Here is a 16,436-nt window from a genome sequence, read left to right on the forward strand (position 1 = left end):
GTTTAGTTTTCAAAGAACAAATTCTCAATCGCCCAAAAGCGACTTTACTATCATACCAAGCCACCAACCAAAAGTCAATAACTTTTTTACCTTCTTTTTCTTGCTAAGTTACTATTTCGTAGCAACAGAGATTAATATTATACTATAAAATCAATCTCGTCAACACTTTATTTTTCACCCTTTAGAAAAACAATTGAATTAATGATGTTCTCCGTCAGGAATTACTATACTACTATCATATTATCATCATGTCAACATCTTTCTCCATTTATAAAAAAAGGATTTTTCCATACCAAATAAGAATATAAATCAGAACTCGAATTAAATGGAGAATATTAAAATGAAAGATATAATGAAAATAATTAATAAAAACCAATTCTCATGGGGGGAAAAAATATATGGATAGAAATAGATTTTCCGCTATCGCACATTGCAATCACGCGTTCAGTAACCCAATTAACGAAACAAAGCTCATGAAAATGATTCGAATGATGTCACCTGAATCAAACAAAAATGTTATTGATATCGGTGCTGGGAAATCAGAACTACTGATTCGTCTAGTTGAAGACTTTCAAATTACCGCAACCGCAATCGAATTGTATGAGGGTGCTATTGAGGAAGCAAAACTTAGTGCAAGGAGCCGTATTCCTGAAGGCAGCATTAATTTTGTGATAGGTGATGCTAGCTTGGCTATGCATAGATACGAAGCAGGTGAATTTGATTTAGGAATTTGTATTGGATCCACTCACGCTTTAGGTGGGCTTGAACCTACTCTTAAAACGATGAAACGCCTCATTAAAAAAGATGGTTTCATTTTAATCGGAGAGGGCTATTGGAAGAATACACCTAGCAAGGAATACTTAGAGGCATTGGGAGGCGCAGAAGAATCTGAATTAAAAAGTCATGCCGATAATATCCTGTTCGCCGAAGAGATGGGCTTCATTCCTCTGTGGTCATATGTGGCCAATGAAGATGATTGGGACGACTATGAGTGGCTTTATTCCTCTTCTATTGAAAATTATTGTCTTGAAAATCCTGATGACCCAGATAAGGATGCCATGCTTGAGCGTATCCGAAATTGGCGCAGAACTTATTTGAAATGGGGCCGGGATACATTAGGATTTGGTTTATATTTGTTCCGTAACAACTAAATTGACTCACTCACAAACCCAACACTGTTACCAACAGAATAATATCGAATTCCAAGATAAACTCTTTAATTCTCTTATGGGACTTTGAACCTCTCACAACGACCATAAAATCCTCTTACTTCCTAACGGGAACTGTGAAATCTTCACAGTTCCCGTACTTAACTCATTATCTCTTTGCCGGGCACTGTGAACCCTTTTCAATTCCCATGCTCACCTCTTTTACCCCCGGACGGGCACTTTGAACCTCTTCATAATTCCCACACTCACCTCTTTTACCCTTGAACGGGCACTGTAACCTCTTCTCAATTCCCATGCTCACCTCTTTTACCCTTGGACTGGCACTGTAACCTCTTCTCAATTCCCATGCTCACCTCTTTTACCCCCGGACGGGCACTGTAACCTCTTCTCAATTCCCACACTCACCCCTTTTACCCTTGAACGGGCACTGTAACCCCTTCACAATTCCCATGCTCACCTCTTTTACCCTTGGACGGGCACTGTAACCTCTCCACAGTTCCTATGCTCACCTCTTTTACCCTTGGACTGGCACTGTAATCTCTTCACAATTCCCATGCTCACCTCTTTTACCCCCGGACGGGCACTTTGAAGCTCCCCGGGCTCCTTTTGCAAGGTGAATCCCACTACAACAAAAAACTCAAGCTTCCATGCAGCTTGAGTTTTTTTATTCTATAGAAAGAACCCGCCGTAGAGTAAAGACCCCATAATCACGTAAGCTGGGTGTACCTTTAATTTTTCAAGGAGGAAAAAGCTTACCCCTACCAGAATCACCGTTTGAAGCACACCTGAATCCGAGTAAGAAGTTGAAAAGAAGCTAAATGCCATCACACCAAGCATTACGGCAATAGTAGGTCGGATATAATTGGTCATCCGCTTCACCTTAGGAGAATCTTTATATTTGTAAAGAAGCCCTAAAAGAACGATCATTAATAGAAGCGAAGGGGCAACAGTCGCAAAAATCCCAACGATCGAACCTAGAACACCCCCCTGCTCGTATCCAATGTAGCCTGCCATTTTTGTCGCAATTGGACCTGGCAGTGAATTTCCTAAGGCTAACACTTCACTAAACTCCGATACCGTCATCCAGCCGTAATGGTCGACGACTTCATTTTCAACTAGTGGAATAGAAGCAGGTCCGCCTCCATAACCAACAATTCCTGGTATGAAAAAGGCAAGAAAGATATGCCAATAAAGCATCATCCCACCTCCCTTTCACTATCTTTTTCAACCTTAGTAGTCTTATCACGCTTCACTAGGGCAAATATTAATATGGCCACGATTAAAATGGCAGGATGCACATGGAAAACCTCTAATAATAGTAAACTCCCCACAACCGTTACACCTGCACTAATATGGCCAAGCGTTTGATACGATTTCTTATAAAAATCCCAGGTTAAGGTGGCCATCATTACACCTACGACAGGGACAACTGCTTTAGTCATGCCTGCTACCCACGGCAGATCCTTGACCGACGCCAATGAAGTTAGCAGGACAATCATTAATATAATAGTAGGAACAATGGAGGAGAAAATGGCATTCAGCATACCTACATACCCGCCCACTCGATAGCCGATATACCCTGCCATTTTTGTGTTAATAGGGCCGGGAAGGGTATTTGCTAACGCCAAAACATCTGCAAATTCATCATCAGTCATCCATTTGTATGTTCCAACTACCTCTTTATGAACAAGCGGAATCGATGATGGTCCCCCTCCATACCCTAATATTCCGGAACGGAAAAAAGCGATAGATATATCCATCTGTTTCATCATTTATCAACACCTTTTATTAATTTACCAGGCAGCAATGGTTCCATCCGTTCTTGATTCTGTTCCGCCTGAAAGCACACCGGTACTTGGGTCTCTCCAAATGATTTGTCCTCTTCCGAATCCTCCACCATCTAAGGCTACTTCAATATCATGACCTTTTCTCGCTAGGGCCGCGGCAATATGAGTTGGGAATGAATGTTCAACTTGAACTTTCCTTCCCTCCATCCATTGCCATCTTGGCGAATCTAAGGCTGCTTGCGGATTTAGATGGAAGTCAATAGTGTTCATGATGACTTGAGCATGGCCTTGAGGCTGCATATACCCACCCATCACTCCAAACGGTCCAACGGCTTCATTATCCTTTGTTAAAAATCCAGGGATAATCGTATGGTACGTCCTTTTTCCAGGCTCCAAACGATTCTCATGGGATGGATCTAAAGAGAAATCAGCACCTCGGTTTTGCAATGCGATTCCTGTTCCAGGGATAACAATTCCAGAACCAAACCCCATATAGTTACTTTGAATGAAAGATACCATATTACCCTCGCCATCTGCCGTTGCCAAGTAAACAGTACCACCTTTAGGAGGTGTACCAGGCTCTGGAGTAAGAGCAACACCCCCAATTAAGCTTCTTCTTGCTTCAGCAAATTCTTCAGACAATAACTGTTCAGCCGTAACGGACATTTTTTCTGGGTCTGTTACATATTTTTTGGCATCAGCAAAAGCTAGCTTCATCGCTTCAATCTGTTTATGATACGTCTCCACTGATTCCTTTTCCTTCAAATCAAAGCCCTTCAGCATGTTAAGAGCCATTAAAGCAACGATTCCCTGGCCATTCGGCGGAATCTCCCACACATCATAGCCTCTGTAATTCACCTTAATCGGCTGTACCCACTCAGGCTTGTATGCAGCTAAATCCTCTTTGGAAAGGAATCCGCCGTGCTGCTTCGAAAACTCATCGATTTGATTGGCCAATTCTCCGCGATAAAAGCTTTCCGCATTGGTTTCCGCAATCTTTCGCAATGTGCTGGCATGACCTTTGGAGCTCCAGATTTCCCCTGTTTGAGGAGCCTTTCCATCTGGAGCAAAGGTTTCAAACCAACCTTTATATTCATCGCCAGTGAATAAATCTTTGAATCTATTAAATGCACTATTCCAGTACTTCCCTAAAATTGGGCTTAGTGGATAGCCATTTTCCGCATACTCAATGGCCGGCTGTAGTACTTCCGTTAACGGAAGCTTACCGAAACGACGGGATAATTCCGCCCATGCTGCAGGTACACCAGGAACTGTAACGGGAACGAGGCCAAAGGTTGGCATCTTTTCATGCCCTATTTCCTTTACCGCATCAATTGAGATACTTTGTGGAGAGGGTCCGCTCGAGTTAAGACCATGCAGTTCGCCTTTTGTCCATACTAGCGCAAAGGCATCTCCACCGATCCCATTGGAGGTTGGTTCGACTACGGTTAAACAAGCAGCTGTTGCAATCGCGGCATCAATAGCATTCCCGCCCTTTTTTAATATATCTAAACCAGCTTGTGCCGCTAAAGGCTGAGATGTAGCCACCATGCCATTTTTTGCAATGGTCGTCATTCTTTGTGATGAATATGGATAATTCAAGTAATCAAAGTTCATGAATCGTTCTCCCCTTATACATACATTTCTTGATTATCGTTCTTCAACTTTCCTTTGTTAATCATTTTATCCTATTAAACTTACAAACGGAATATTCATTTCAAAAAAAATAACAAAAGGAATCGTTCAATTAAAAAGAGGCGACCTCATAATTAAGGGATCAGCCTCTTTCTCTTGCGAATTTAGGCGTAATGGCAAGCAACATAATGATTCTCACTTACTTCACTAAATGCTGGTTCTTCCACCCGGCATTTATCCGTTGCTAAGGGACATCTTGTATGAAACCGACAACCGCTTGGAACATTAATTGGACTTGGCACATCCCCAGTTAATATAACTCTTTCCCTTTTCTTCTCTTCATTTGTAGAAGGGATTGCAGATAGCAAGGCTCTTGTATACGGATGAAGCGGGTTGTCATACAGTTCCTTTTTATCAGCAAGCTCCACCATTTTCCCCAAGTACATCACTGCTACCCGGTCGCTGACATGCTTGACTACACTTAAATCATGGGAAATAAATAAGTAGGTTAATTGGTGTTCCTTTTTTAATCGCTGTAATAGATTTAGGATTTGTGATTGTACCGATACATCAAGCGCAGATACCGCTTCATCACAAACGATTAACTTTGGATTGGTACATAACGCACGGGCAATACTGACCCGTTGACGCTGACCTCCAGAGAATTCATGTGGGAAACGATGGTAATATTGCTCGTTTAACCCGACTTCTACTAATAAATTGCAAACATAATCGTATACATCTTTTTTAGGAACAATCTTATGTGTCTCCACAATTTCAGAAAGCATAGTTCCTACTGTCATCCGTGGATTTAGCGAGCCATACGGATCCTGAAAAACGATTTGCAGATCCTTACGGTTATCTCTCATTTCCTTCATTTTTACCCGAGTAATATCTTTTCCTTCATATATAATCGTTCCAGAACTTGGCTCATGGAGTCTGAGAATAGCACGCCCCATAGTGGATTTGCCACAGCCTGATTCTCCAACGATCCCCAACGTTTCTCCTTTTTTTAAAGAAAAGCTAATTCCATCTAATGCTTTGACAACCTGTTTTTCTTTAGAAAAGAACCCTTGATCACCAACAGGAAAGTGTTTGGTTAAATTTTGAACCTCAAGAAGATTTTGTTGCTGCGATTTCTCTAATTGAAGACTCATTAAGCTCACCTTCCTTTTCATTCCATTTATCTGTATATTTCCAGCAGCTTACAGCATGCTGTGACTCTATTGATGTAATATTTGGAACATGATTCCTGCAAATCTCTTGTGCATATGGACATCGATCAACAAATCTACATCCTTTAGGCATAGCATCCGGCGATGGGACAGATCCTTTTATCACAAAAAGCTCTTCCACATCATCTTCTGTATCGACATCCGGTATGCACTTCATTAAACCCTGAGTGTATGGGTGAAGTGGATTGTTAAAGACCGAATTCCTACTTCCGTATTCAACGGCTTTTCCTGCGTACATAACAAGGACCGTATCAGCCATTTCAGAGACAACAGCTAAGTCATGAGTAATCATAATAATTCCCATATCCAAGTCTTTTTGCAAATTCTTCATTAAATCCAATATTTGAGCTTGAATCGTTACATCCAATGCAGTGGTTGGTTCGTCTGCAATAAGAAGTTCCGGATTGCAGCTTAACGCGATCGCAATCATCACACGCTGTCTCATCCCTCCGCTCAATTCATGCGGGTAGGCATCGACCCGTTTTTCAGGTGATGGAATGCCAACAAGCTTTAGCATTTCTATCGCCTTCAGACGAGCTTCTTTCTTATTTAAATTCTGGTGAAGAATGATCGTTTCAGCAATTTGTTTACCAACTGTCTGGACAGGATTAAGCGAGGTCATTGGTTCCTGGAAAATCATTGAGACCTGGTTGCCGCGAATTTTACTCATTTGCTTCATTGATTTACCAGCTAAGTTTTCACCCTTTAACAGGATTTCTCCTTCAATTTCTCCTGTTTTAGGCAGCAATCCCATAACAGAAAGGGAGGTCATACTTTTCCCACAACCTGATTCTCCGACAATACACAGGGTTTTTCCCTTTTCAACTGTAAACGATAACCCAGCAACAATATTCGTTGTTTTCTTCTTGCCGACAAAGCTGACTTTTAAATCCTTTACTTCTAATAATGTTTGCGTCATGATCTAGACCCCTCCTTCCTTTTTAATAGATTAACAGTGTATGGGAAAAGATTTTCCTGGCACTTTTCATACACTCTAATTAGTTCCTTAACAGGTTCCTCGTGTTCGTCTACACGGATGTCAACAAGTGGATATTCTTCCTCATGTACCACATAAAGTGCAGCGGACTGCCTTCCCCGTTTGTCACCGCCCGCCTCTTGTCCACTCGCTAATACCGCTAAAAGTCGTTCTGGTAAACTAACATTCTCTAACGCTTGAAAAGTCTCAAACATAGCTTCGATGGTTTCAGGACCTGTTAACATATTCCCTGCTACAACAAACTGGTTACCAATTAAATGACCCTGCCACGGAACCGTTTCTTTACCTGTAAATCCTGTTGCATTCCCAAACCTATCAACAATGGCGAATTGCCTTCTTTCACAATCAGAGTCAGCAGCTACCAATTGCTCTAAAATCTCATCAACCGATAGCCCTTCAGCTAAAAACTTGATGCCATCTATCCCATAAAACGGATTGACTAATGCTTGAGTGGCAATCGCACCGACCCCTGCTTTCACATAGGGTACTAAGGATCCGACAGCAGGTCTTGCTGTTGAAACAGCAACACCTAACATACCTGTTTTCTGGCACCTTGCTGTAATCGAAAATGTCATTTTATTCCCCTCACTTCAGCTTAGGATCGAGTGCATCACGTAATCCATCACCAAATAAGTTGATTGAAAGCACCGTTAAGAAAATAAATAATCCTGGGAACAATGAAATCCACGGAGCATCTTTCAGATACCCTTGTCCCATCGATAACATCGCACCCCAGCTTGGTGTTGGAGGTTGCGTACCTAATCCTAAGTAGCTTAGGGATGCTTCCGAAATGATAGCTGCAGCAATGGATAAAGTCGCTTGAACAAGAATCGGTGGTAAGCAGTTTGGAAAGATGTGGCGGAACATGATTTTCACATCGCTAATACCTGATGCTTTAGCCGCAGTGACATATTCTCTTTCCCTTTGACTCAAAACTTCTCCCCTTACAAGACGGATAAAGTTAGGTGTAAAAATAATTCCAATTGCAATCATCGCATTTTGTAATCCCGCACCAAGTACAGCTGCAAGTGATAGGGCTAATACTAGAGGTGGGAATGAAAGCAGCGCGTCTGTGAAACGCATGACTACAAATTCATCAAGGACTCCTCTGTAATAACCTGAAAATAATCCAATAGGAATTCCAATTAAAAGAGCTATACCAACAGAGATAATACCAGCTTGGATGGAAACTCGTGCTCCATAGATAATTCGGCTGAAAATATCGCGTCCCAGTTCATCCGTGCCCATGATATTGGCTGCACTTGGACTTTGGAGGAATTTCGCATAATCCTGCTCACTTGGGCTGTGCGGTGCAACAATCGGGGCAAACACAGCCATCAAGATGAGAAGAAGAGTAAACACTCCGCCAATAACTGCTAATTTATTTTGAAAAAAACGAGAACTCATTTCTTTCAATCTACGTTTTCTTGGACTTTCAACTTTTACTAGTTGTTCCAACTTAGCTTCCATCGTCATTGTCCTCCTGTCAGCTTAATTCTTGGATCTAGGACGGAATATAGGATGTCAATCAAGAAGTTCACGACTACAACAGCAATAGCCATGAATAAGACGGCTCCTTGTACTACAGGAAAATCTCTTGTTAAAATTGCATCAATTACTAGACGCCCTAGTCCTGGAACAGCAAAGATGGTTTCCGTTATAACTGCTCCACCTAAGAAAGTAGCCAATTGTAATCCACTTACCGTTACAACAGGAATTAACGCATTTTTTAAGGCATGTCCAAGGACAACTCCTTTTTCTAATACTCCTTTTGCATAGGCCGTACGAATATAGTCAGCCTGCAGAACTTCAAGCATACTTGAACGAAGCATTCTTGTAATTTCAGCACTTAAGCGAACACCTACCGCAAGCGCTGGTAAAATCATTAACATCATACTCTTTTTAAAATCAACCCATGGTTCCACATATCCAGAAGGTGCGAACCAGCCCAGTGAAATTGAAAAGATAAAGATTAGTAAAATACCTAAGAAAAATGGCGGAATAGATACACCAGACAATGCAAAAGTCGTACCAAAGTAATCCCAGAAACTTCCCTTTCTCGTTGCTGAGATAATACCAGCTGGAATCGCAATAATCATGGCAATTAAAAAGGACATAACAGAAAGCTGAATAGTTACCGGCAGTTTTTGAAGCAAGACACTTAGAACCGGTGTATTATCTTTTAAGGAGTTTCCAAGGTCTCCTTGAAGTACGTTTGACACCCAATGGATATATTGCATATAGAGAGGGTCATTCAATCCCATTTTCTCACGTAAAGCCTGAAGAGCTTCCTCGGTTGCCTCTTGCCCTAAAATCATCCTTGCCGGGTCACCCGGTGTTACATGCACTAAGGAAAAAACGATAATACTTACTAAAAAAAGAATGACTACCATAAGACCTAATCTTCGAATTAAAAACTTTGCCACGTATGTCCCTCCCTTTCTAAGGCGTTCAGCTATGATGAAATATGATCGGCTTGGAGATTTTCCCCCAAGCCGAGTCAAGCCTATTGATTATTTAAACGAAACGTCATGGAAGCGCATCATTTGATCCGGGATGTGCTTAAAGCCTTGTAAATTGTTTTTATATGCTTTGAAATCTAGTTCGTGATAGAGGAAGATGTATGGTACTTCTTCTTGTCCTAGTTTAGTAGCTTCAGAATAAATTTCTTTACGCTTAGCTTTGTCTGTTTCTACACGGGCTTTCTGTAACAACTCGTCCATCTTCGGATTAGAATATCCGTAGTTAATAGAGCCAGTAGAATGGTAGAGTGCAAAGATATTTCCATCTGGGTCTGTTCTTCCGCTCCATCCTAAACGAACCGCATCAAACTTGGAGTTGTCCATGTTATCCAGCATGGTTCCAAACTCGACGATTTCAAGCTTCACCTTGATTCCAGCTTCCGCTGCCATCGATTGAATCATTTGCGACATTTGTTCTTCCACTGGTTTAGGAGAAAGCTGAAGTGTAAATTCAAATCCGTTAGGGAAACCGGCATCAGCCATGATTTTCTTTGCCTTTTCCACATTTTTCTTTGTTGGTTTAATGCTCTTATCAAACGCCCATGAATCTGGAGGAATGGCTCCTGCAGAAGGGACTCCTGTATTACGAAGCGCAACTTTGATAATCGCATCACGATCGATAACTAGATCTAAAGCCTGACGAAGTGCTTTGTTATTAAATGGTGCTTTTTTGTGATTCAAATATAATCCTTGGAATCCAAGTGCCCCAACCTCGGAAAGCTTGATGTTAGAATCCGTTTTTAACTTTTCAACATCCTTTGGAGGAACCTTACTGATGATATCTAGTTCTCCTGATGTCAGGTTGGTTAGACGTACGTTTTCATCTGAATATGGACGATAAACGATTTTTTCAAACTTAGGCGCTCCGCCCCAGTAATCAGCATTTTTTTCCACTTCAATCTTATCCTGCTTCACTCTGGAAACAAATTTGAATGGCCCTGTTCCTACAGGAGAATTAGCGAAGTCCGCTCCTTTTTCTTTTACCGCCGTAGGAGAAACCATCATCCCAGCACGGTCAGATAATGCTGCCAAGAACGGGCTGTATGGTTCTTTCAGCTGTACTTTAAGTGTATTTTCATCAACCACTTCAATTGTTTGGATAGAAGATAATTCAGATGCACGTGGCGACCCAGCATTCGGATTTAACATGCGTTCGAAATTGAATTTTACTGCTTCAGCGTTAAATGGTGTTCCATCATGAAACTTTACGTTTTCTTGTAGGTAGAACGTATACGTTTTTCCATCTTCAGAGATATCCCACTTTTTCGCAAGCTGTGGAACAAAGTTTAACTTTTCATCTACGTCGATCAGTTTGTCATAGATACTATGGAATACTTGTCTATCAACAGCTGCTGTTGAAAAATGTGGATCTAATTGCGGAGGGTCATCATCTAGACCAACTGTTAATGTGGTCTTATCCCCACTATCCTTTACTGGTGCGCTTGCCTTTTGAGAATCCTTTGCGCCTGAACCGGAAGAATTATTATTTCCACATCCCGTTAGAAGCAACAACAGACTCATAAATAATGCTGCGAAAACTTTTGTCTTGTTAGCCATCTTTCTCTTTTTCCCCTTTCGCATAACGAAACATCTATCTTTAAGTAAAAAAAGATTACTTATTGACTACTTAATGAAAGCGTTTCGTTATTTTTTATTACTTTTTGTAATTTTGCTTTATTATAATACAGTAATTTTTAAAAATCTATATAATATTCCGAAAATATTTAAAATTTTTTCTAGTATAATTTTTCCATCTACTTTTTCAATATCCATTTGATTAAAACTAGGCTTGTACGTTAATATAAATTTACAAATGCTTAGGGAATGTAGGGGGACGACGTATGAAAATCGATGAAATCGATCGCAGAATACTCGAATTGCTTGCCGAAAACGGCAGAATGTCCTATGTAGATATCGGAAAAGAGTTAAATTTATCTAGAGTATCGATTCGTGAGAGGGTAAACCAATTAACAGAGAACGGCATTATTGAAAAGTTCACTGTGGTCATCAATTCTGATAAAGTGGGAAAAGCTGTTTCTGCTTTCTTCGAGGTGGATTGTGAACCAGCCTCACTAGTCAGCGTGGCCGAAACACTAGCCAATAACCCTAGCGTTGCAAGCTGCTACCAAATGACTGGACCGAGCACCTTACATATGCACGTGCTTGTTGAGGACTTTTTACGATTAGAGAAATTTATTAATGAGGAATTATATAGTTTAGAAGGAATAACAAGAGTGGCGAGCCACATCTTATTGCGTAGGTTTAAGAGTAGGACTGGACTAAAGCTTTAAAATATCTCACTCAGAGGCATTAGCTGTCGGGCTGACCTCGTTCTTTCAGCCCTTTGACTGCACACATAGAAAAAGACATGAACCAAATGTCCATGCCTTTTAATATTTTTATCCAGTTGGCTGTTTCATTTTATCTAAAATAGAGGAAAAGTATTTTCTGACCAGCCCTATTTTGTCACTCGGAGGATTTGTAAAAGTGCCATCCTCCAACCGTGATATTACATCCATTTTCGAATCGGGGTCCGTAAGTTCTGGAGAATACACTCTCTTCCCGCTCATTATGCAACGAATCGAGCATGCTAACTCTTCGCTCGGGCTGTCCTTCAACAAATATCCTCTGACATCAGCCGTTAACGCTCGCGCCTGATACCCATTCCTTGCAAAAGTGGTTAACATGATGACCTTGCATCCAATCGACTTCATAGCCTCCGCTGCATCCAGACCGCTCATTTTTGGCATCTCTATATCCATCAAACAAACATCAGGCTGCAATTGGCGAACAAGCGTAAGCGCCTCTTCCCCGTCGCGGGCTTGCCCAACCACTTCCATATCCTCTTCCAAATTAAGCAGGGAACCCATGGCTGCTAACAGCATTTCCTGATCCTCTGCGATGACAATTCGAATCATTCGGTTCTCTCCTTATCTGGCAGCTGGTTGAATTTTAAGCGAAAACCCCCAATGAGGGGGCTTCCTGTTATAATTCGGGTTTTGCCTGAACAGAAATACGTTTTTTCGCTACTGCTTTCACTTCTTTGAAGCTGACAAAATTCTTATTTTTCTCATCCCACAAGCGGAATCGGAGTGACTTTAAGCTTGTAGCAAGAGAAATCGTAGGTACGTTTTGTAATGGAGCTGTGTTATTGTGTGCCTCTTCAAGCTTATAGTTTGGAACCCTTGGGCTTAGATGGTGTACATGGTGATAACCAATATTACCAGTCAGAAATTGCATGATTTTTGGAAGTTTATAGAAAGAACTACCTTCGACTGCTGCTTTTACATATTCCCAATTCTTATCTTCTTCAAAATAAGAATCTTCAAAAGTGTGCTGTACGTAAAACAACCAAATCCCTGCTGCACCTGAAATCATGAATATGGAACCCTGTACTAAAAGAAACGACTGCCAGCCAATTGCCCAGCAAAGTAATGCAAACAAGGCAACGATTAAAATATTCGTTAAATACGTATTGTTGCGTTCCTTCTTTTTCGCACCTTTTCGGTTAAATCTATTTTTTAAAACGAAAACGTAAATCGGACCTAAACCAAACATAACCAATGGATTACGATAAAAACGATAGGCTAATCGAAGGCTTAGCGGTGCTGCTAAATATTCATCCACCGTAAGTGTCCATATATCGCCTGTACCTCGTTTATCTAAGTTACCACTTGTCGCGTGATGCACTGAATGCTCATGCCCCCATTGATCAAAAGGGAAAATAGTTAAAACACCCATACAAGTCCCAACAATACGGTTGGCACGACGGCTTTTAAAGAAAGAATGATGGGTACAATCATGGAAAATGATGAAAATCCTTGTGAGAAACCCTGCAGCAATAATCATAGGAACTAATGCCAGCCAATAAGAAACAGAAAGACTAATATAAGCCAAATACCATAAAATCATAAACGGGCCTACTGTGTTAATAATTTGCCATATACTTTCTTTTGTTGTTGATTTTTCGAATGGAGCCACTTGTTTTCGCAAATTTTTAGTATCTTGTAAGGTCATTTTTTTGAATTCCCTTCCTTTAATTGTGTTGTTATTACAAAGTATAGTGCAATATTGTTAGTCATGTTAGTATCAGGTGTCATGTGCAGACCATGATAAATGTCATATACAAGGTGAAAATAATGAAAAAAGTGACTGATACCAATTAATTTTCCCTTTTGGTGTCAGTCACTTTTTTTTATTATTTATTTTGGGTGAATAATTCCTTCTTCTCTCGCCTTAAAGACAGCCTTATGTCGTCCAGTGACTTCTAATTTCGAATAAATGTTTGAGATATAGTTTTTTACGGTTCCTTCTGTTAAGAATAGTTTTCGAGCGATTTCACGATTAGCAGCTCCCTTTGACAGCTCCTCAAGCACCTCGATTTCTCTTTCAGTAAGGCCATAGCTACCTTTTTTACCTTTTTCCGTTTTCAATCGTTCCGAAGGCGTAATCCAGTCTGCAATCAGCTGTTTGGCAATCTCTTGTGTTATGAGAGTGCCACCATGATGAACAAGTCTGATTCCTGCTGCAAGGTCTCTTGGATGGATGGCTTTAAGTAAATAACCTTCTGCTCCTGTAGCTAAAGCTTCTCTAACGTATTCTAATTCCTGAAAAGTGGTTAAAATAATCACCTTTATTGATGGAAACTGACTTTTAATTTGCCGTGTTGCCTCCACTCCGTCCATTAGAGGCATATGAATGTCCATCAGAATCAGATCAGGTGAAAGTGTTTTTGACTGCTCTAGAGCCATAAGTCCATGTTCTGCTACACCAACAATATCAAAATCCGCTTCCCCTCCTAATACAATTGAAAGGCTTTCACGGATGAGTTCCTGGTCATCCACAATCAATACTTTTATCATCTTGTAAGTTCTCCCCTCTCATTCGATCAACTCTTACAGGTAAAAAACAAGTAACAACGGTTCCTTCCTGAAAACCCGTCTCTATGGTCAAACTGCCTTGGAGGGATTCAAGACGTTCTTTCATTCCGTTAAGGCCAAATCCAAATTTCTCCTCTTTTATCCCTATCCCATTATCACTAATCAATAATAAGACTTGAGTTCCTTCCTGTTTAAGAGTGACAACAATTCTGTTCGCTTGCCCATGACGGACAGCATTTGTTAATGCTTCTTGAAGGCAACGGGTTAGTGCAATGGCACCTTGGAAAGAAATATTTACTGGTGTACCGTTACTTTTATAAATAATTTCCGTTTTTGTGTGTGAAGCAAATTCACTGGCTATCTTCCTCAATTGGGAGGACAAATCCTCTCTATCGTCACGAGGGGAAATCTGATGAATATACCTTCTTGTTTCCTCTAGCGACCTCCTCATCACGTCTCTAAGCCTGACCACTTGTTCCTTTGCTTTTTGTGGAGATGCATCCATCAGGAAAGATACTGCATCAAGCCCCATAATGACGGATGTAAAAGTGTGTCCAACTGTATCATGCAAATCCCTTGCAAGCCGATTCCGTTCTTCCAATAAGGTAATGCTTTCAATCTGTTTGGCATATTCCTCTAAGAGCTGATTTTGCCTACTATTTTCTTCTAGCAGAACTTTTGTCATTTTCTCCGCTTCAAGAACCTTCGAAATGGCAATGCCGACACCAAAAAAAAAGAGGCCATCAATTACGCCCATCCCTATCTGATCTAAGCCTACTGCTAGAATGGCAAGAAAAGGAACAATGGAAAAACCTGCCCATAGCAGCCATCTCTCTTTGCCAGGCCGACTATAAATTCCAGCACATAGTGAAGGAATAGCTAAAAAAGAGGAATACTTGCCTAATAAGTAACATCCTACAATTAAAAATAAGCCGCTAAAGATTAGTTCTAGTAACGGATAGTTTTTTCTCCCTGAGCTGTTCGTCCATTGAGGAATAAGAAAGGCAGCAAAAAGCAATGTCATGTTGAGCCACGCTAAGGGAAGAGGATTTAAGAACAAAACTAAAATCAATAAATGTAAAATAAACCAACCAATTCTGGTGAGTTGCGCAATTTTATAAACCCAGTGGGTTTCATTTTGGAATGGAACCATTCAGCTCTCCTTCATGCTTTCGAAAATGAATCGTTTAACTAATTCAACATATACTTCCTTTTTACCTTTTTTCAAAAGTCACATTCGTCATATGACTGCACATGATGATGTTATGACAAAGCACACTATTGGCCATGACCTCTTCTGTTTCATAATGAAGATACAAATGAAAACAGAGGAGAGTTATTAATGAAAAATTTTTTATATCGTCAGGGTTTAGTACTATTTTTAGTAGTTATGTTTGGAAGAGGAATTCTTGGGATGCTAACAGTTAAGGGAATTCAAGTATTTAATCCAGCACTTACTGTTCAGAAGGATTTAGGTTGGTTAGTTATGCTATTATATGCGGTCTGTGCTTTTTTAGCGGTGAAGTGGGTAAAGGTTGATAAGGAAATCGGTTTAATTAAAGCAACCGCCAAGGATTATTACGTATGGTTACCAGCTCTTGTGATACCGTTCACTTTGGCACTTCATTTAGGTTTTCACTCCACATGGGGGCATGTTCCTTTATTAATGATTGCTGCTATAGGGGTAGCTGTTAACGAAGAAATTCTTTTTAGAGGTATATTATTACGCGCGATGTTACCCTTCGGTAAAGCTGTGGCGATTATCGTTCCGTCCCTTCTTTTTGGCACGGTACACCTTAGTAACATTATTGTCGGTGGTGATGTAATCTTTGCTCTCTTCCAGTTTGCCTGGACATTCATCGCTGGCATGGCGCTAACCGCTATTCGTTTACAAAGCAAAAGCCTACTACCTGCTATCGGTTTTCACTTTGTTTTAGATGCTGTTGAGTATGCGGCGACTGGTGAATACGGCGTTCACAGTACTAACTTTTCACTTGGATGGTTATCCATATTTGCTCTGTTAAACCTGCTCTTTCTTGTTTATGCACTTTACTTATTAAAAAAGAAAAACAGCAGTGTAAATGTTGGAATGGTTGCTTTTACTGCAAAATAATAGGTTTTCAAATGGGCGAACAGTGCGAGTCACTGTTCGTTTTTCTCTGTCTTTCAAGTATAATAACCGTATTCAGCTTTTGCATATGATATATCTTT

The 16,436-nt window shown here is 40.6% G+C and carries 17 protein-coding genes; 3 read left to right on the forward strand and 14 right to left on the reverse strand.

Going from position 1 to position 16,436, the window contains the following annotated elements:
• Nucleotides 1-398: 398 nt before the first annotated feature.
• Nucleotides 399-1,151, forward strand: a complete 753-nt coding sequence (locus tag ABES03_RS22955; RefSeq protein ID WP_430121067.1) for a class I SAM-dependent methyltransferase — start codon at nt 399-401, stop codon at nt 1,149-1,151.
• A 166-nt stretch (nt 1,152-1,317) separates the two neighbouring features.
• On the opposite strand, the gene ABES03_RS22960 is transcribed toward ABES03_RS22955, so the two are convergent.
• The 10 genes from ABES03_RS22960 to ABES03_RS23005 form a co-directional block, all read right to left on the reverse strand.
• Nucleotides 1,318-1,464 (reverse strand): hypothetical protein, encoded by a 147-nt coding sequence (locus ABES03_RS22960; RefSeq protein WP_430121069.1) that lies wholly within the window; start codon nt 1,462-1,464, stop codon nt 1,318-1,320.
• A 374-nt stretch (nt 1,465-1,838) separates the two neighbouring features.
• On the reverse strand, nt 1,839-2,366 hold the full coding sequence (locus ABES03_RS22965; protein WP_430121107.1) for a chromate transporter: 528 nt from the start codon (nt 2,364-2,366) through the stop codon (nt 1,839-1,841).
• Nucleotides 2,366-2,938 (reverse strand): chromate transporter, encoded by a 573-nt coding sequence (locus ABES03_RS22970; RefSeq protein ID WP_430121109.1) that lies wholly within the window; start codon nt 2,936-2,938, stop codon nt 2,366-2,368. Before ABES03_RS22970 ends, ABES03_RS22965 begins: the two co-directional genes overlap by 1 nt.
• Before the next feature lie 24 nt (nt 2,939-2,962).
• Nucleotides 2,963-4,573, reverse strand: coding sequence for a gamma-glutamyltransferase (gene ggt / locus ABES03_RS22975; protein WP_430121071.1), 1,611 nt, complete (start codon nt 4,571-4,573; stop codon nt 2,963-2,965).
• A gap of 182 nt (nt 4,574-4,755) precedes the next feature.
• Entirely contained in the window at nt 4,756-5,748 is a 993-nt protein-coding gene (locus ABES03_RS22980) for an ABC transporter ATP-binding protein (RefSeq protein ID WP_430121073.1), read from the reverse strand.
• Nucleotides 5,705-6,745: an ABC transporter ATP-binding protein gene (locus tag ABES03_RS22985; protein WP_430121075.1), complete on the reverse strand. Its 1,041-nt coding sequence runs from the start codon at nt 6,743-6,745 to the stop codon at nt 5,705-5,707. Before ABES03_RS22985 ends, ABES03_RS22980 begins: the two co-directional genes overlap by 44 nt.
• Nucleotides 6,742-7,398: a DUF1028 domain-containing protein gene (locus ABES03_RS22990; RefSeq protein WP_430121077.1), complete on the reverse strand. Its 657-nt coding sequence runs from the start codon at nt 7,396-7,398 to the stop codon at nt 6,742-6,744. Before ABES03_RS22990 ends, ABES03_RS22985 begins: the two co-directional genes overlap by 4 nt.
• A gap of 10 nt (nt 7,399-7,408) precedes the next feature.
• Nucleotides 7,409-8,293 (reverse strand): ABC transporter permease, encoded by an 885-nt coding sequence (locus tag ABES03_RS22995; protein ID WP_430121079.1) that lies wholly within the window; start codon nt 8,291-8,293, stop codon nt 7,409-7,411.
• 2 nt (nt 8,294-8,295) lie between these two features.
• Nucleotides 8,296-9,249, reverse strand: a complete 954-nt coding sequence (gene nikB, locus ABES03_RS23000) for a nickel ABC transporter permease (protein WP_413303996.1) — start codon at nt 9,247-9,249, stop codon at nt 8,296-8,298.
• A gap of 87 nt (nt 9,250-9,336) precedes the next feature.
• Nucleotides 9,337-10,902 (reverse strand): ABC transporter substrate-binding protein, encoded by a 1,566-nt coding sequence (locus ABES03_RS23005; protein ID WP_430121080.1) that lies wholly within the window; start codon nt 10,900-10,902, stop codon nt 9,337-9,339.
• 284 nt (nt 10,903-11,186) lie between these two features.
• Between ABES03_RS23005 and ABES03_RS23010 the strand changes: the two genes are divergently transcribed.
• A complete protein-coding gene (locus ABES03_RS23010) occupies nt 11,187-11,636 on the forward strand; it encodes an Lrp/AsnC family transcriptional regulator (protein WP_413304002.1) in 450 nt (149 codons plus the stop codon).
• Nucleotides 11,637-11,744: 108 nt separating this feature from the next.
• Here the strand turns inward: ABES03_RS23010 and ABES03_RS23015 are convergent, their stop codons facing one another.
• From ABES03_RS23015 to ABES03_RS23030, 4 genes are all read right to left on the reverse strand, one after another.
• Nucleotides 11,745-12,263, reverse strand: a complete 519-nt coding sequence (locus tag ABES03_RS23015; RefSeq protein WP_430121083.1) for a response regulator — start codon at nt 12,261-12,263, stop codon at nt 11,745-11,747.
• Nucleotides 12,264-12,330: 67 nt separating this feature from the next.
• The gene (locus tag ABES03_RS23020) at nt 12,331-13,362 is read right to left on the reverse strand and encodes a fatty acid desaturase (protein WP_430121085.1); all 1,032 of its coding nucleotides are present in this window, start codon (nt 13,360-13,362) and stop codon (nt 12,331-12,333) included.
• A gap of 185 nt (nt 13,363-13,547) precedes the next feature.
• The gene (locus ABES03_RS23025) at nt 13,548-14,207 is read right to left on the reverse strand and encodes a response regulator (RefSeq protein ID WP_430121087.1); all 660 of its coding nucleotides are present in this window, start codon (nt 14,205-14,207) and stop codon (nt 13,548-13,550) included.
• Nucleotides 14,182-15,378, reverse strand: a complete 1,197-nt coding sequence (locus ABES03_RS23030) for a sensor histidine kinase (RefSeq protein ID WP_430121089.1) — start codon at nt 15,376-15,378, stop codon at nt 14,182-14,184. The genes ABES03_RS23025 and ABES03_RS23030 overlap by 26 nt, the downstream gene beginning before the upstream one ends.
• A 189-nt stretch (nt 15,379-15,567) precedes the next feature.
• Here ABES03_RS23030 and ABES03_RS23035 point away from each other — a divergent pair, with 189 nt between their 5' ends.
• A complete protein-coding gene (locus ABES03_RS23035; protein ID WP_430121091.1) occupies nt 15,568-16,338 on the forward strand; it encodes a CPBP family intramembrane glutamic endopeptidase in 771 nt (256 codons plus the stop codon).
• Nucleotides 16,339-16,436: the final 98 nt, after the last annotated feature.

This window comes from Neobacillus rhizosphaerae (assembly GCF_050477885.1).
Lineage (GTDB): Bacteria > Bacillota > Bacilli > Bacillales > Cytobacillaceae > Neobacillus > Neobacillus rhizosphaerae_A.